We start from the raw sequence: 17,435 nt of genomic DNA, 5'->3' as shown, positions 1-17,435 counted from the left end.
TTTTATCTATCTCTTCACTTTTTTTCTGGCACGGACGGGCGGCAGAATCTTTTTCTGCTCAACTTTTGACTCGCGAATCCATGTGCTTTCATCATTATGATCGAACTGTTCGATGAACTTAATGACTTCTTTTGTTATAGGAGTTGGAGTTGAAGCGCCCGCTGTAACGGCTACTTTCTCGACACCCTCCAACCACTCTAATTGAATTTCTGTTACATCAGCAATGCGGTAAGCCGTTGTACCAGCTTTTTCCATAGAAACTTGGGCAAGTCGATTGGAGTTGTTACTCATCGGGTCACCAACAACCAGCGTTAAATCTGCTTCGCCCGCTTGTTCGGAAACAGCTTCCTGACGTACCTGGGTTGCCATGCAAATCTCCTGCTGTTTTTCGAGTTGCGGAAACTTTTCTTTCGCTTTTTCCATAACATCATAGACGTCCCACTGACTCATCGTCGTTTGGTTAGTAATCATCAATTTGTCATGATCAATGTTGAGTTCTTCCACATCCTCTTCCGTTTGGACGAGATGGACTTTACCTGGTGCTACGCCCATAGCGCCTTCTGGTTCCGGGTGTCCTTTTTTCCCTACGTAAATGACTTCAAATCCCTCAGCCACTTTTTTTCTAATCAAGTTGTGGGTATTGGTCACATCAGGGCAAGTGGCGTCTAAAACGGTGAGACCTTTCGCTTTCGCGCGCTCCTTCACTTGAGGAGAAACACCGTGAGCGGTAAAAATAACCGTTCCATCATGAATGCCTTCTAACATGTCGGTGCGATTTTTTCCATCAACAGTAATGATTCCTTCTTCCTTAAAGGCGTCGGTTACATGTGAGTTGTGGACAATCATACCTAGTATATATATAGGACGTGGCAGATTCGGGTCTTTAGCTGCGTTTCGAGCAATGACCATTGCATCTACTACACCATAACAATAACCGCGAGGGGCGATTTTAATGACTTCCATTGATTAACGTCCTCCTCTATAAATCCAATCCAATAACTTTAAAGATACCATTATCATTATAAAGGGTAAAGGGAAAGATGACAAAGAAAGACGTTCTAAGACAAGGTTATCGTGCAATTTACCTTCAGCTCTATTATAATAAGGAAGGAACATTTTACATTAAAGGAGAACGGTTATGAGTAAGCACACATTTGATCAATATGCCATCACTTCTACAGTCAGTCGAATTGTAGAGGGATTAGGTTTTAAGAAACCCACCCCCATTCAAAAGCAGGTACTGCCTGCAGCCTTGAGAGGGGAGAGTCTTATCGGACAGTCCCATACAGGATCAGGTAAGACCCATGCCTATTTACTTCCATTGTTCAATCATATGGATGACGAGGCAGACCACGTACAGTTTGTGGTTACAGCGCCCACAAGAGAGTTAGCCATCCAAATTCAGGATGAAGTAAAAAAAGCAATTCAAATGGCTGGAAAAGAAGAGGTTTGGCGTTCAAAACTCCTCATAGGTGGTACGGATAAGCAAAAAATGGTCGGAAAACTATCTTCCAGACCTCCTCACATTGTCGTCGGAACACCGGGGCGTATTTTAGACATGGTTAAAGAAGAGGCGGTTGATCTTTACCAAGCCAAAGCGTTTGTGCTGGATGAAGCAGACCTGATGCTGGATTTAGGCTTTATTGAAGAGGTAGACCAAATTCTTGTACGGATGGACCAGGATGTACAGATGCTCGTCTTTTCAGCGACCATTCCAGAACGACTGCAACCATTTTTAAAGAAATATTTGACGAACCCTACACACATCCAGATTGAAGATGACAAACCATCACCAGAAACGATGGAGCATCGACTAGTCCCGCTAAGACATAAAGACCCGGCCGATGTGATTGTTGAAATATCGAAGGCGATCCAGCCTTATTTGGCCATCATTTTTACAAATGGCAAAAATCATGCCGACGAGCTAGCTGGTGAATTGATGAACAGAGGTCTTGAAACAGGAATTCTTCACGGTGGGCTTTCACCAAGAGAAAGAAAAAGAATGCTTAAAGAGTTGCAAAACTTGCGCTATCAATATATTGTAGCCACAGATCTTGCTTCACGAGGAATCGATATTCAAGGCGTCAGTCATGTCATCAACGCCCAGATGCCGAAAGAAGAAGAATTCTACATTCACAGAGTCGGACGAACAGCTCGAGCTGGAATGCAAGGAACGGCTATTAATTTGTATAAGGAATCCGACCTTCCTCTCATTCAGAAACTCGAGAAAAAAGGACTTACTTTTGAATTTTATGAAGTAAAAAACGGTGAATGGAAAGAAACAAATGCCTACAACGAGCGACAGAACCGTGAACGACATTCTTCCGATCTAGAGAAAAAAGCAAAGCAGATGGTACGGAAACCGAAGAAAGTGAAGCCTGGTTATAAGAAAAAAATGAAGCAACAGACAGATAAGAATATGAGAAAGCTGAAACAGAACCGTTTCAAGAAGAAATAAGAAAGGGTAGATCTTATGTTGAAGATTGGGTCACACGTTTCAATGAAAGGGAAGAAAATGCTGCTGGGCGCTAGTGAAGAAGCAACTTCCTATGGTGCGAGCACATTTATGATCTATACAGGAGCCCCGCAAAACACAAGGCGCCGTCCCATTGAAGAGTTGAACATTGAAGCAGGGACGGATCATATGAAAGCGAATGGCATCAGCGACATCGTGGTCCATGCTCCTTATATCATCAATATTGGCAATACAACAAAGCCGGAAACGTTCCAGCTTGGTGTTGATTTTTTAAGAAATGAAATCGAACGTACAGAAGCTCTCGGAGCAAGGCAAATCGTTCTTCACCCAGGGTCTCACGTTGGACAAGGGGTAGATAAAGGGTTACCAAAAATCATTGAAGGTTTGAACGAAGTCCTTCATAAAGACCAAAAGGTTCAAATTGCCCTTGAAACGATGGCGGGGAAAGGCTCTGAAATCGGGAGAAGTTTCGATGAGTTGGCAAAGATCATTGATGGGGTGAACCTTAATGAGAAATTATCTGTCTGCATGGATACGTGTCACATTCATGACGCAGGTTACAATGTGATTGAGGACTTCGATGGCGTCTTAGATGAATTTGATAAAGTCGTCGGGATCGATCGTCTGAAAGTCATTCATGTAAATGACAGTAAAAATATCCAAGGGGCAGCCAAGGACCGTCACGAGAACATCGGGTTCGGCCATATCGGTTTTGATGCTCTTCATAAAGTCATTCATCATCCGACCTTGAAAGATCTACCAAAAATCCTTGAAACACCATATGTAGGGGAAGATAAGAAAAATAAAAAGCCTCCGTATCGCTATGAAATTGATATGGTCAAAGAAGGCGTATTTGACGAAGGTTTAAAAGATAAAATCATGCAGCAATAAAGAAGGAGCCCTTGTGCTCCTTCTTTTTTTCGTTAGTCATTAAAGTAAATGGCAGGGTTCTTGAAGCGTCAGTTTCGAGATGTTTCTGGGTACGTTGCCGTGTTGGGTGTCAGGGGTGGCTGTGCCCTTATCCGAGGAGGAATGTCTTTTACAATTCCTGATCTATAGTAATAAAGCGCACTATAGCAAGCTTTTTTTATCCAGAATAGCGATTATGGAACTTCATATAGCTCTACTTTCCTTGTGAGTAAAAGCAACTTATTCCAGGGGTGGTTTCGAGGCACTTATATGGTAAAGGAGCGGAGGGGAATGGGAGACCTCTAGGGGAAAAAAAGTGCTTGGTGAGACCCCACAGGACGCAGTCCGAGGAGGCTCACCAAGCTCCCGAGGAAAGCTAGCCATTTGCCGCATCCCCCATCAAACTCAACAAAAGTCTCGAAACTGAGACCTCAATAAAAGGAAGCTTTTGTTGAATTAATATGGGGGTAAGTTATTTTAACCAATGCTCAACACCGTATTCTTTGGACATTTTCATGAGCAATTTATATACAGATCTTGCCGTATCTTTTGATGTGATTTTCGCGAGTTTGCTGAACATGCGCTTTCTTCCATCAGGGTCGAAGGGGTTATCCTTGTTTTTCTTTAAAGCTGTGACAATGGCAGCAGCTTCATCCTTAGTTATTGGGATTTGATATTTCTGACTATAAAAAAGTAGTTCTTTTACGGTTAACTGTTTCAATTTCTGGGTAATTAACTGTTGTGCCACATTCTTCATAGGCTTATACTCCCTCTCACCGTATTTACTACACCATATGAATGTTGAGAAGGATTTGTGTTTTTAAAAAATTATGTCTATAAGTGTTTCAATTGAATTACATATACCAATCGGTTAGTATAAGCCAATGGGTTCAGTGTGGTACTAGTCAAAAGTACCAATGTGCAGAAAGTGAAGGAGTGAAACAAATATGAAGGAACAAAAACCTCTTTGGACAACGGGTATTGCATTGCTTCTCGTTGTGGCGGCATTCTTTACTATAAACCAATGGAACCAAAAGCAGGAAAAAGCCCTGGCTGATCAAAAGCAGGAATTGAAAAATAAAAATGAAAAGCTATCCAAGGAAATTGAGCGGCTACAGTCCACGAATGATTATTTGAAGGAACAGCCTTCAGCAGCAGAAGAAAAAAATGGGTATCATACGTGGCCGGAAATTGAGAAAAAGGCAGACCGTCTCGTAAAAGAAAGTGATGGGAATTTCAAAAAATCCTGGGCCATGTACCTGGTTAAGGAAGCAGAGCGCTATAAAATCAACCCTTTTCTTGTTTATGAGTTACTGAAAGTGGAAACAGGAGGAACCTTTGATCCTGAGCTCGTGGGACCTGAAACGAAATATGGACATGCTTATGGGATGTCACAATTTATGAAAAACACGGCTCCTTGGATTGCTGATATGGCTGGCTTACCTTATGAAGAAGAGTTGCTTTTCGACCCTTATTATTCCATGCAATTATCATTAGTTTATTTAGATTTTTTACAAAACAAATACGATAATTGGGACGAAGCACTCACAGCCTATCACCGAGGTATGGGCGGCTTGAATGAATATAAAGAAGAAAATGGACATGCCGAAAGCTGGTATGCAAAAGAAATTCAAGAGAAAGCAGAAAGTCATACGACCGTAGTATTAGCGAATTGATTGTAACCGTCTGACGTGATGTCAGGCGGTTTTTTACCATCAAATCCCTCATGTAATTTCTTGGACTCTCCATATAATAATCATGATTCTTCAAACAGAAAGTGAGGGTATTCTAATGCGTGATCCGAAAGATACTGTTGAGAATCATAAAACACAAAAGGCCCCTGAGCATGGGGATGAAATAGAACAAGTGCATGTTGAAGCTGTTGATGAACATGACAAACCTTCGACAGAACAAGTGTTGAACGAAGCTTTTGAAGAAATTCAAGACCATGATTTACGACAAGAACCTGGTAACAGCGAAGCCAGAGCTTCTGACTTTGATGACGTTGTCGCCGTTGATAATCACGGTCGTGAATCAGATGAGCCTGTTTATGGCGATAGTTATGAGGAAGAGTTCGCTCAGGAAGCGGCCATAGGGCCGATCGATGAGCCAATGAATAACGAAGAAAAAGAAACAACAATGGAAGAAGAGGAAGATGTAAAAGTGGGGATGGGCTGGTTGGGATTATCCGCCGCGATCCTTTCTTTCTTTTTTGCTCCGTTAATTCTCGGTGCGGCCGGGATTGTTCTCGGGATCATTGGTAAGCGACGCGGAGCCGATACACTAGGGAATATGGCGATTATTGTCAGTATCGTTTCCATCGCATTTTCATTATTCTTCGCCCCGATTTATAACTTGATATAAACAAAAAGGTGACCCTGATCAGGGTCACCTTTTTTTAGGATTGTTCTTGCTCTTGTTTTAGTTTCTCTTTTTCTTTACGCTCTTTTTCGTAGTGTTCTTCTGCCAATTTGTCGACTTCTTTCTTCAGTTCATCGACCATGATGTCTTCAGGTACTTTACGGATGATCTCCCCATGACGGAAGAGTAGACCTTCCCCGCGGGCACCGGCAATCCCAATGTCTGCTTCTCTCGCTTCACCTGGACCATTGACTGCGCAGCCGAGTACAGCTACTTTAATTGGTGCTTTAATGGTTTGGATATATTCTTCAACCTCATTGGCGATAGAGATCAAGTCAATCTCAATCCGTCCACAAGTCGGGCAGGAAATTAATGTCGCAGCATTTGATGCAAGACCGAATGATTTGAGAAGTTCTTTCGCTACTTTTACTTCTTCCACAGGGTCAGCACTTAAGCTGATCCTTACGGTACTTCCTATCCCTTTACTCAAGATGGCACCAAGTCCGGCAGCACTTTTTACTGTACCTGCGAAAAGGGTTCCTGATTCAGTGATTCCCAAGTGAATTGGATAGTTGAAAGCTGCAGCAGCTTTTTCATACGCTTCAATCGCCAATTTCACGTCAGAAGCTTTAAGGGACACAATGATGTCATGAAAATCAAGGTCCTCGAGAATTTTGATGTGATGCAAAGCACTCTCGACCATTCCGTCTGCGGTCGGGTAACCGTATTTTTCAAGGATATGGCGCTCGAGAGAACCTGCGTTGACTCCGATTCGGATTGGAATGCCTTTTGCTTTGGCTGCTTTCACGACTTCTTCGACTTTTTCGCGTTTCCCGATGTTCCCAGGATTAATACGAATCTTATCTGCTCCACCTTCAATGGCTTTCAGAGCTTTTTTATAATCGAAGTGGATGTCAACAACCAGTGGGATATTGATGCGTTTTTTAATTTCAGGAATGGCGTCAGCAGCTCGATCATCCGGGCAAGCCACTCGGACGATCTGACATCCGGCTTCCTCTAGACGCTTGATTTCAGCGACTGTTGCTTCTACATCGTGTGTTTTGGTGGTGGTCATGGATTGGATAACAACCTCATCCGATCCACCTATCGTAACGTCTCCGACTCTTACGGGACGAGTATCTTTTCTGTGCGTAATTGCCATTAATATCGCTCCTTTGTATATTCACAAAAAGGTATGCAAGATGAATTCCAATCTTCATTATAAGGGCTATTTTTATAAATGAGAAGTCAGGAACCTTAAATATGCACATTTGTGAGTTAAATTTGTGTAAACTCATAAATGTTGTCATCATTATATCATGGGGTTAGTGGAGAAAAAATAATTGTAACTTTGAAACAAAAGGACATCTTCGGACGTACATATAGTAATTAAGGAGAGGATGTGAACCATCATGTTTACTTATGATTGGATCGCTTTATTTATTACTTTTCTCGGTACTATGTTTTTAATAGGGGAATTACTCGTTAACATGCGTGGAGTGTTTGCGATTATCGGTTTCGGCTTTATAACTGTCTATTTTTCAGGTTATCTTGAAACAGAAATGTTCATCGTCATGATGCTCGTATATTTTCTGGGAATCATTCTTATGATTATTGATGGGAAACTATTGAATGATGGGACACTGGCGGTAATTGGTGCTGTAACGATGATTATTGCTGTCGGCTTCAGTGCACCTAATTGGGTAGCGGGTTTGTACAGTGTAATAGGGGTTATTTTAGGTGGAGCGGCTTCTTTGCTGTTCTTGAAAGTTTTCAAGAACAGAAAGATGTGGTCGAAAATGGCTCTCAATGACCAACTTTCCTCAGAGATGGGGTACAATTCAATGAATGAAAAGTACCTATACTTACTTGAACAACAAGGAGAAGCACTAACAGATATGAGACCTGTAGGTACGATAAAAATTGAGGATGAAGAATACAGTGCTGTTTCAAACGGCCAGTGGATTACCTCCGGGGATAAAATTAAGGTCGTGAAAGTGGATGGTACAAAAATCCTGGTCAAGAAGTTGTGAAATTACCAAACCTTAAAAAATCGTTAACAATCCCTTAACACTCTGTCGTCATACTTTGTTTGTGCAATCAATCAAAGAGATGGAGTGTTTTTTATGAAAATAGGGATACGATTCAAGCCGGTGCCGTTAAAAGTGCTATGGTCTCAAATCAACTTGCAAATAAGGCTGACAGCCATCGTTTGTGCTCTCGTGCTTATATCAGTTTCCATGATTGGTTTCTTCTCTTACACGAAAGCTAAAGAAAATCAAATGGATTTGGTTCAGGATCGCCTGGAACGCGAGTTGTTAATGGCTCAGGATGTGGCAGAACAATTGATGTACGCCTTCGTAGGAGACCAGGAAGAATTCACAAAACGCATGGAAGGATACTCAAATGCGCAACAGGCGCAAATCCAACAAGATGGTTTATCCTCTGAAGCTTATCTCATTAATAACGAGGGAATCTATTCGTACCCTACAATGGATGAAGCGCCTTTTCCTGAACCTCTTGCGAAGGAACTTCTGAACAAAGAGAATGGTACAGAAACCGTGCAGTTGGATGGGAAAGGTTTTGTATTATCTTACGCACCTGTCCAAGAATTACAAGGAATTTATGTTCTTGGAGTCCCAGAGAGGGATTTTATGAGTGGAGTGCGCCAAATGGCCATGTACACATTGATATTAGGTCTCATTACCATAATAGCGATTGGTATAATTGTTTATTTGGTTGTAGGGAAAATCGTTCATCCAGTGAAACAGATGCAACGTGTTATGAAGCAAGCGAGAAATGGGGTTCTTAGTGAAGCAAGCTCCATTAATACAAGCCTTCCTGAGATCCAGTCGTTAAGAAAAAGTTATGAAGAGCTTATACATAAAATTGCGGAGATTCTATCTTCCCTTCAAGGGGCTGTTGTTCAACTTGAAAAGGGAGGAGAACAGATGGATGATTCCTCTCGGGAGTTGAAGCTTGTCCATCAGGATTTAAGCAGAAGTGTGAATCAAGTCCAGGAGGAAAGTAATCAAACTTCAGAATATATGGACAGCCAAAAAGAAGTTTTCGATGAATTGAATAGGGTATTCGGTCAGATACACCAAACGTTGGAAAACCTTTTTGGAGAACAGGAACGAATGAATGAAGCTGTTCAAGTGGGAAATGGAGGAGTGGAGCAGGTCGAACAATCTTTCCACAGTTTGAGAAAAGAAATTCAAGAAATGACTTCAAAAATCGAATCTTTTCAAAATTACATGTTGAACATCCAGGATTCGGGAACCAAAATACAAAATATTGCAGAGCAGACGAGAATGCTTGCATTGAATGCTTCTATTGAAGCGGCTCGTGCCGGACAGCATGGAGAAGGATTCGCCGTAGTGGCCCAAGAAGTTAGACGACTGGCGGATCGGTCCAGAACAGCAGCTGTTGATATTGATCAGCGGATGAAGGATGTCATGTCTCTCGGAGGAGATCTTTCCACACAATTTGACCGAATGGAAAGAGAAATTCAGGAAAGGCAGCTGCAAATGGATATCTCAAAAGATGCCTTCAGGAATTTATCGGATGGAATGAGTACATTTAATTTACAATTAGAGTCCACTAAATATCAGTTAAAAGAAGGCAAAGAGGTTATGCCGCGTATGGAAAATGTGATTGAAGGCATGAAAGAAGTTACATCAAATCAGGCTCGTTCAACAGGGGAATTAGTAGAAACTTCTAACCGCCAACAAATAACGATGCAAACCTTTGATGCTTTTACTACTGATCTGATAGGACTTACCCAAGAGCTCTCCCTTATTATTGCTTCCAATCAATTTGAAAAGGAAGAATTCAAAGAGGAACAATCCCAGGGAGATGTAAAAGAAAAATATAAAGATACTTCTACAATAAATGAGAAGGCTTCATAAAAGGTCCCTATGAGGGCCTTTTTTTATCGGAAAATTCAAATAACACACTACGGTTGTGTTGGTATTATGCGAATGTAAATTTAATGTTAAGATTCATGAATTGCCTTTACAAAAGCTTTTTCCATGGTTAATATGAGTGAGGTTGTTTTAATAAAGAGAAAAATGATGAAACTTGGATGAAGAAAGGGTGGAGAACATGGAAATCGATGTGCAACAGATGATATTTGAATTCATCGGTGGACTCGGTATCTTTCTATTCGGCTTAAAGTATATGGCGGATGGACTACAACGTACGGCGGGAGATCGTTTGAGGGAACTGTTAGACCGCTTCACGAGCAATCCATTTATGGGTGTGATCGCGGGTACAGTCGTTACGATTCTTTTGCAGAGTAGTAGTACGACAACCGTACTGACAGTTGGTCTTGTCAACGCAGGATTCATGACATTCAGACAAGCGATTGGTGTTATTATGGGTGCCAACATTGGTACCACCATGACCGCATTTATTATTGGTATAGATATTAAAGCTTATGGATTGCCAATCCTTGCCGTTGGTGCTTTCTTGCTATTCTTTTTCAAAAGTAAAAAAGTTGCGAACTTTGGTCAGACCATCTTTGGTCTAGGTGCTTTGTTCTTTGGACTTGAAGTAATGAGTGGAGGAGTGAAGCCACTTCGATCATTACAGGCTTTCCAAGATTTGACGGTAAGTATGAGTGATAACCCTATTTTGGGTGTTATTGTAGGTACCCTATTCACGGTTATCGTACAAAGCTCCAGTGCAACAATCGGAATTTTGCAGACGTTGTTGGGAGAAGGACTTGTGGATTTACAAGCAGCTATTCCTGTATTGTTTGGAGATAATATCGGTACAACAATTACAGCAGTTCTTGCTTCCATAGGTGCAAGTGTCGGCGCGAAGCGAGCTGCATTTGCTCACGTCATATTCAATGTGTTAGGTGCTACCGTATTCTTGATTTTCCTAGTTCCATTTGAAAGATATGTGAACTGGTTACAAACGAGTATGGATCTAGAGCCTGAAATGACAATTGCCTTCGCTCACGGATCCTTTAACATTGCTAATGCGGTTGTACAATTCCCGTTTATTGCAGTCCTCGCATGGATTGTCATTAAACTGGTACCAGGGAAAGATTCAGAAATTGACCATAAACCACAGCATTTGGATCCGATCTTTATTGAACAATCTCCATCCCTTGCTTTAGACCAAGCAAAAGAAGAAGTTGTTCGTATGGGCGAATATGCTTATAAAGGTCTTGAAGAGACAAGCCTTTATTTGAACAATAAACAGCAAAAGCACTCTGAACTTGCCATGCAGATTGAAGATGCTTTGAACAACCTTGATCGTAAAATAACAGATTATCTCGTGGATCTTTCTCAAGCTTCTCTTTCGGATGAGGAAAGTCATAAGCATTCGGCACTAATGGATTCTGTCAGAGATTTAGAACGTATTGGTGACCACTTTGAGAATATCATTGAGCTGATCGATTATAAGAACTCAAATAAAGTGAACCTTACCCCTCAGGCCATTGAGGATTTGAATACAATGTTTGACCTTACGCTAATGACCGTCAAGCAGGCGACAAGATCTCTTGAAACGATGAGCCGCGAAGAAGCATTGGCCGTCGTCCAAAAAGAGAATGAGTTGGATCGTATGGAACGTAGTTATCGTAAGAAACACATCATCCGTTTGAACGAAGGTGTGTGTACAGGACAAGCAGGTATTGTATTTGTAGACATGATCAGCAACTTAGAACGTATCGGTGACCATGCCGTGAACATTGCTGAGGAAGTATTGGGAGAAAAGGAAAGTCTATAAAGGAAAAAGGCGGCTGACACAGCCGCCTTTTTTTGTTTAACGGATATGTAATATAAAAAATGTTATTAAAGAATATGGCAGGATTGTGGAAGACTCAGTTTCGAGACTTTGGGGGTTCGTTTGCCGTGTTGAGCGTTAGGGGTGGCTGGGAAGCTACTCGCTTTCCTGTGGGGGAGTGGCAAGCTTCCTCGGACTTCGTCCTGCGGGATCTCGCCGATCTCCTTTCTCCCACGGGAGTCTCGCAGCTTCCCAACCACCCCATTCCATGAAGGTGAGAAACGAACCCCTTTCCTGTGGGAGGGTGCCTTCCACTATCCTGGTGTTATAAGCATAAAGCGCTCTATAACAAGCTTTTCGTATGCAGAATAGCGTCCTTAGGAGTTCCTTCCCCTCCAATTACCATGGGCATAAAAGCAGCTTATTCCGGAAGTGGTTTCGAGATACTTATATGGCAAAGGGACGGAGGGGAATGGCGAGACTCCTATCTTAAGTGTGGAGGCGCCTCGATCAGCGGCGTATGGACTGGACTGAGCTGGCGGAGATAAAGGAAACACGAAGAGCGCAGCGATTCGATGTTGACTTATCGTACAGAAGCGAGGGAAGTCTCACTAGCCGCTAGGCGCCGGAACCGGATACCTAAGAGGAAAAAAGTGCATGGTGAGACCCCACAGGACGCAGTCCGAGGAGGCTCACCGCGCTCCCGCGGAAAGCGAGCTATTCCCCGCAGCCCCCATCCACTCACCAAAAGTCTCGAAACTGAGTCTTCCACAATCGGGAGCATATGTAAAAGTATATTCAATACATTATTTTTCTTAAAAAAACCCTTGATTGGAAGAGAAGAGCGTGATATATTATTTTTGTCGCTGATTTGAAAGAGAAAAAAACAGTTGACGCTTTTAAATGGAAATGTTATATTATTAAAGTCGCTCACAAGCGATATCAATTGGCGGTGTAGCTCAGCTGGCTAGAGCGTACGGTTCATACCCGTGAGGTCGTGGGTTCGATTCCCTCCACCGCCACCAAACATACATAAATAAAAAACGTGGCGGTTGTGGCGAAGTGGTTAACGCACCGGATTGTGGTTCCGGCATTCGTGGGTTCGATTCCCATCAACCGCCCCATGTGGACCCTTAGCTCAGCTGGTTAGAGCTATCGGCTCATAACCGATCGGTCGCAGGTTCGAGTCCTGCAGGGTCCACCACAACATGTTACGGAGGAGTACCCAAGTTTGGCTGAAGGGAGCGGTCTTGAAAACCGCCAGGGGCTTTACGGCCCGCGGGGGTTCGAATCCCTCCTCCTCCGCCATGATACATAATTGATGAAAAATTATCGAGACATGGCCAATAATAAATAATATATATAATTATGGCTCGGTAGCTCAGTCGGTAGAGCAACGGACTGAAAATCCGTGTGTCGGCGGTTCGATTCCGTCCCGAGCCACTCAGTTTAAACAATCAAGTGATGCTTGGTTGTTTTTTTATGTTTTAAAATTTCCTTTCAGGGAATTCTTAATATCGTGATGCAAAACATTTGCTAATCAATTTTCCGTTTGATAATGTAAAATATGAAGCGGAATGCTTCTGTTTTACATATTATTTTAAAGGAGGAGTTACATTATGGCTAAATTTGAATTACCAGAACTACCTTACGCTTATGATGCACTAGAACCTACTATTGATAAGGAAACAATGAACATCCACCATACGAAGCACCACAACGGATATGTGACAAAGCTTAACAATGCACTTGAAGGGCATCCAGATCTTCAAGACAAATCCTTGGAAGAGCTTCTTTCCAATAATCTTTCTGTTGTACCAGAGGATATCCGCACAGCGGTGCGCCGTAACGGCGGAGGCCACGCAAACCACAGCCTTTTCTGGACAATCATGTCTCCGAATGGTGGCGGTGAACCAACAGGTGATCTTGCTACGAAAATCAATGATACGTTCGGCGGTTTCGACCAGTTCAAAGAAAAGTTTGAAGAAACGGCCAAAGGCCGCTTCGGATCTGGTTGGGCTTGGTTAGTAGTCAATAATGGTGACCTTGAAGTAATCGATACTCTTAACCAAGATTCTCCGATTATGGAAGGTAAAACTCCAATCTTAGGTCTTGATGTTTGGGAGCATGCATATTACCTGAACTATCAAAACCGTCGTCCTGATTACGTTTCAGCATTTTGGAACGTTGTAAATTGGGATGAAGTGGCTAAGCGTTTCGACGCAGCTAAATAATTGAAAATAACCGAGAGGCATGGATATTAATCCATGCCTCTCTTTTTGTATATCTCCTTTTGTTCTGAAAACACTAAAGGTGAACACAAAGGAGACATGGATATGGTGAGTAAGCTGCGTGTGTGGCTCAGCCACGAAAATGTATCAAAAGATTTATTGCTGTTACTTCTCATTGGAGGCTTATACTCTCTCGGTATATTCTTATCCAGTACATTTGTGAACATATACTTATGGAAACAATCCAATAGCTACATTGACATAGCTCTATATAATTTAGCCATTTATGTCTTACAACCATTAACTTTCATATTAGCGGGCAAGTGCGCGAAGAGAATAGATCGTGTAATCGTGTTGAGAACCGGCGTGACCGTTCTCTCTTTGTTTTTTTTAACCGTGTTACTCGTGGGTGAAAGGGCCGCTACGTTTAATATTATGCTGGGTTCACTATTGGGGGTAGGGTATGGCTTTTATTGGCTTGCTTACAATGTATTGACCTTTGAAATTACCGAACCTGATACCCGGGATTTTTTCAATGGATTTCTTGGTGTGCTGCAATCTCTTGGTGGAATGACCGGTCCGATACTTGCCGGATATATCATTTCCAGGTTGAACAATTTTACTGGATACACCGTTATTTTCACTATTTCTTTCGGCTTGTTCATAATTGCTGTCCTTGTAAGTTTTGGTTTATCAAGAAGAAAGGCTAAGGGCAATTTTTCGTTCCGTAGAATTGTATCAGAGAGAAAGAATAACTCAAATTGGAGACGTATATTGAATGCTCATGTTTCTCAGGGCTTCAGAGAAGGGACTTTCTTATTTGCTGTTTCTATCTGGATCTTTTTAATGACTGAAGATGAGTTGTCTTTAGGTGTATTCAACTTGGTTTATTCTGGTTTTTCTTTTCTATTTTATTTTCTTGTCAGTCGGTGGGTTAAACCGAGGAGGAGGAAGAAGGCGATTCTCATATCAGGATTGGCTTTATATCTGAGCGTTTTGATTTTACTATTCAGTGATACGATGGCTCTTTTGCTCATCTATGCAGGGGTTGCAGGTGTATTTTTCCCATTACTCTATGTGCCATATATTTCTTTGACGTACGACGTTATAGGAAAATCGTGGAATGCAGCTGAAATGCGGATTGAATACATTGTAGTCAGAGAAATTTTTCTTAATATCGGGAGAGTATTGTCCATTGTAATTTTCCTTTTTGCCATAACTCTTATCCCGCCGGAAACCGGAATCCCTTATATTTTGTTGATTGTTGGAGGCGGTCATTTCTTTATTTATTTCTTTGTGAAGGGTATTGACACGCAGTGCACAGAATCGTCACATAATTGAACCCAATAACCCATGAGCTTCGTCTATTCTATGGTGCATAAAAAATGCTATAATGAATGAAGCATGAAAAGAAGGAGAGGAGTTCATGGGAAAGAAGCAAAAAAACAAATCGAAGCACAAGTCACACCTTTCTTTCCGATTGAACGTGGTGTTTTTTGTTGTATTCCTAATATTTTCTGGGATCATACTTCAACTTGGGGTCGTTCAAATTCTAAACGGGGAAGAGGCCCAGGAAGAAATTAACCGTACAGAAAACACAACGACCAGCATACCAGTACCCAGGGGAGAGATGTATGATCGATATGGCCGTGTAGTGGTTGATAACCAGCCGTTGTATTCAATTACCTATACACCTCCAAAAGGTGTTCAACCTAAAGATAAGCTGCAATTAGCTGAAGAAATATCTAAATATATAGATATGGAATTTGAAGGGAAGTTAACGGATAGAGATCTTAAGGAGTACTTCTTTCTTCAAAATCAGGAAGAAGTTACTGCGCGTATTGAAGATGAGGATACATCAGAATTGGATAATGGTGAAGTCTATCAACTTCAATTAGATAGCATTAGAAAAGACGAAATTGCTGGCTATGACAACCAAACGAAGGAGATCATAGCAATTAAGAAGGAATTAGACAAAGCCTATGCTCTTGCTCCTCACGTTTTGAAAAATACGGATATCTCTGAAAGGGAATATTCTGTTGTGGCCGAACACTTAGCTGAGTTGCCCGGGATCAATGTGACATCGGATTGGGAGCGTACATATCCATATGATTCTGTTTTCCGCAGTTATATTGGCAGCATTACTTCGAAAGAACAAGGTGTTCCGCGAGATAAACTGGATTATTTCATGTCGCTGGATTACAGCCGTAATGATCGAGTAGGTACAAGTGGGCTGGAACAAGAGTATGAGGATGTACTGAGAGGTACGAAAGAAAAGGTCCAATACGAAACGGATAAGAACAATAATGTAATTAATTCCAAGGTGATTCGTGAAGGAGAGAAAGGCAAAGATCTCGTCCTGACGATTGATATGGAATTGCAAGAACGAGTCAACAAGATTGTTCAGGAGGAGCTGGAAGCAGCAATTCGCAAAGCGCCTGGTCCAAACAGACACCTGGAAAATTCGGTTGCGGTCGTCTCCGATCCAAATACAGGAGAAATTTTGGCGATTACAGGTCAAACCTACAACAGAAATCCTGAAGAGGGGGAATCCAGATTCTCCGATACTTCCCATCAGGCTCTTTATAATTCCTATATGCCTGGATCCATAGTAAAAGGAGCAACTGTCTTGACTGGTTTACATGAAGGGGCCGTGACACCTAATACTTGGATCAATGATAAACCTATAACAATTGCTGGAAGGCAAAAAGGTTCCTACACGTCTAATATAGGTACAGTCAATGATATTGCAGCTCTTCAACAATCCTCAAACGTCTATATGTACTTCCTTGCGATGTACTTGGGTGAAGAGTATAGCAACAATTATGATATGAACTATCTGTCTTTAAAAGATGGAACATTTGATAATTTCATTTTTAATTTTAATCAGCTAGGCCTTGGCGTAAAAACAGGTATAGACTTCCCTTATGAAGGTTTAGGAGTCACTGGTGAAATTGGGAACCCAGGACACATCCTGGACTTCTCCATCGGACAATTCAGCACTTATACGCCGATGCAGTTAAACCAATATGTATCCACCATAGCTAATGGCGGTGACAGAATGAGGCCAAGATTGGTGAAAAGTGTTCATGAGCCGTCACTAGAAGATGGACTGGGTCCTTTGTACAAAGATTATAGTCCACAGGTGTTGAACCAATTAGAAATGGATCAGTCATATATTGAAAGAGTCCAGGAAGGGTTCAGGCAAGTGGCTCAAACAAATCAGGGGACAGCCAGTCATGTGTTCTCTAAAGAGCCTTATGCAAAGTATAATATGGCTGTCAAAACAGGAACAGCACAAGCATTCAAAGCTGTGTTTGATGAAAATGGGGAAAGAACAACCTATAAGAATCTATTGAATAAAACCTTAGTTGGATATGCACCCTCGAATGATCCTGAAATTGCTTTCTCCATTGTCTCCCCTTATTTAGGAGAAAACGCAACAAGCACGTTTGATATCAGCAACAAAATTGGTGCACGGATCGGACAAGCGTATTTTGAACTGAAAGAGGAACGTAAAGAGAACGGTATACAAGCGAATAATTCAGATGAAGAAGCAGAAACTGAGAAGTGATACGACAAGTATCACTCCTTTTTTATATTAACGGAAGAATTGTGTGGATTATCCAAACATAAGGGTGTTTATTCAACAAAAAACGCCAATTTACAAAACCTTTACGTTTGATTCATATGTCATTAAAACTCTCTCGTTAATA

At 41.7% G+C, this 17,435-nt stretch carries 13 protein-coding genes and 5 tRNA genes; 15 read left to right on the top strand and 3 right to left on the bottom strand.

Annotated features, from left to right (window positions below; translation table 11 throughout):
• Positions 1-6 precede the first annotated feature (6 nt).
• On the bottom strand, positions 7-963 hold the full coding sequence (locus tag ACJA3J_RS14295; protein ID WP_406944409.1) for a 4-hydroxy-3-methylbut-2-enyl diphosphate reductase: 957 nt from the start codon (positions 961-963) through the stop codon (positions 7-9).
• Positions 964-1,138: 175 nt separating this feature from the next.
• Between ACJA3J_RS14295 and ACJA3J_RS14290 the strand changes: the two genes are divergently transcribed.
• Together ACJA3J_RS14290 and ACJA3J_RS14285 are read left to right on the top strand one after the other, a co-directional pair.
• Positions 1,139-2,458 carry a DEAD/DEAH box helicase gene (locus ACJA3J_RS14290; protein WP_406944408.1) on the top strand — a complete coding sequence of 440 codons (1,320 nt, stop codon included), beginning with the start codon at positions 1,139-1,141 and terminating at the stop codon, positions 2,456-2,458.
• Positions 2,459-2,473: 15 nt separating this feature from the next.
• Positions 2,474-3,367, top strand: a complete 894-nt coding sequence (locus tag ACJA3J_RS14285) for a deoxyribonuclease IV (RefSeq protein ID WP_406944407.1) — start codon at positions 2,474-2,476, stop codon at positions 3,365-3,367.
• A 490-nt stretch (positions 3,368-3,857) separates the two neighbouring features.
• On the opposite strand, the gene ACJA3J_RS14280 is transcribed toward ACJA3J_RS14285, so the two are convergent.
• On the bottom strand, positions 3,858-4,142 hold the full coding sequence (locus ACJA3J_RS14280) for a DUF2624 domain-containing protein (protein ID WP_089654280.1): 285 nt from the start codon (positions 4,140-4,142) through the stop codon (positions 3,858-3,860).
• Positions 4,143-4,332: 190 nt separating this feature from the next.
• Here ACJA3J_RS14280 and ACJA3J_RS14275 point away from each other — a divergent pair, with 190 nt between their 5' ends.
• Both ACJA3J_RS14275 and ACJA3J_RS14270 read left to right on the top strand, forming a co-directional pair.
• A complete protein-coding gene (locus ACJA3J_RS14275) occupies positions 4,333-5,061 on the top strand; it encodes a transglycosylase SLT domain-containing protein (protein ID WP_406944406.1) in 729 nt (242 codons plus the stop codon).
• Positions 5,062-5,176: 115 nt separating this feature from the next.
• The gene (locus tag ACJA3J_RS14270; protein WP_406944405.1) at positions 5,177-5,749 is read left to right on the top strand and encodes a hypothetical protein; all 573 of its coding nucleotides are present in this window, start codon (positions 5,177-5,179) and stop codon (positions 5,747-5,749) included.
• 34 nt (positions 5,750-5,783) lie between these two features.
• Here ACJA3J_RS14270 and ispG read toward each other — a convergent pair whose 3' ends face one another.
• On the bottom strand, positions 5,784-6,908 hold the full coding sequence (gene ispG, locus ACJA3J_RS14265) for a flavodoxin-dependent (E)-4-hydroxy-3-methylbut-2-enyl-diphosphate synthase (protein WP_089654277.1): 1,125 nt from the start codon (positions 6,906-6,908) through the stop codon (positions 5,784-5,786).
• Positions 6,909-7,158: 250 nt separating this feature from the next.
• On the opposite strand from ispG, the gene ACJA3J_RS14260 reads away from it, so the two are divergent.
• The 11 genes from ACJA3J_RS14260 (at position 7,159) to ACJA3J_RS14210 (ending at position 17,293) form a co-directional block, all read left to right on the top strand.
• The gene (locus ACJA3J_RS14260) at positions 7,159-7,779 is read left to right on the top strand and encodes an NfeD family protein (protein WP_406944404.1); all 621 of its coding nucleotides are present in this window, start codon (positions 7,159-7,161) and stop codon (positions 7,777-7,779) included.
• A gap of 93 nt (positions 7,780-7,872) precedes the next feature.
• Positions 7,873-9,657, top strand: a complete 1,785-nt coding sequence (locus ACJA3J_RS14255; protein ID WP_406944403.1) for a methyl-accepting chemotaxis protein — start codon at positions 7,873-7,875, stop codon at positions 9,655-9,657.
• A gap of 196 nt (positions 9,658-9,853) precedes the next feature.
• On the top strand, positions 9,854-11,491 hold the full coding sequence (locus ACJA3J_RS14250) for a Na/Pi cotransporter family protein (protein ID WP_089654346.1): 1,638 nt from the start codon (positions 9,854-9,856) through the stop codon (positions 11,489-11,491).
• A 945-nt stretch (positions 11,492-12,436) separates the two neighbouring features.
• Positions 12,437-12,513, top strand: a tRNA-Met gene (locus ACJA3J_RS14245).
• A 23-nt stretch (positions 12,514-12,536) separates the two neighbouring features.
• Positions 12,537-12,612 (top strand) — tRNA-His (locus ACJA3J_RS14240).
• A gap of 3 nt (positions 12,613-12,615) precedes the next feature.
• Positions 12,616-12,692, top strand: a tRNA-Ile gene (locus tag ACJA3J_RS14235).
• Between the two features lie 11 nt (positions 12,693-12,703).
• Positions 12,704-12,796 (top strand) — tRNA-Ser (locus ACJA3J_RS14230).
• 62 nt (positions 12,797-12,858) lie between these two features.
• Positions 12,859-12,931, top strand: a tRNA-Phe gene (locus ACJA3J_RS14225).
• Between the two features lie 176 nt (positions 12,932-13,107).
• Positions 13,108-13,722: a superoxide dismutase gene (locus tag ACJA3J_RS14220; protein WP_406944402.1), complete on the top strand. Its 615-nt coding sequence runs from the start codon at positions 13,108-13,110 to the stop codon at positions 13,720-13,722.
• 102 nt (positions 13,723-13,824) lie between these two features.
• Positions 13,825-15,060 (top strand): MFS transporter, encoded by a 1,236-nt coding sequence (locus tag ACJA3J_RS14215; protein ID WP_115822469.1) that lies wholly within the window; start codon positions 13,825-13,827, stop codon positions 15,058-15,060.
• 85 nt (positions 15,061-15,145) lie between these two features.
• Positions 15,146-17,293, top strand: a complete 2,148-nt coding sequence (locus ACJA3J_RS14210; protein WP_406944401.1) for a peptidoglycan D,D-transpeptidase FtsI family protein — start codon at positions 15,146-15,148, stop codon at positions 17,291-17,293.
• The last annotated feature ends 142 nt before the right edge of the window (positions 17,294-17,435 follow it).

It is taken from the genome of Halobacillus sp. SY10, from assembly GCF_045401165.1.
Taxonomy (GTDB): Bacteria; Bacillota; Bacilli; order Bacillales; family Halobacillaceae; genus Halobacillus; species Halobacillus aidingensis.
Note: the sequence above shows the minus strand (reverse complement) of the source record. Positions and strands in the feature narration are given on the sequence as shown.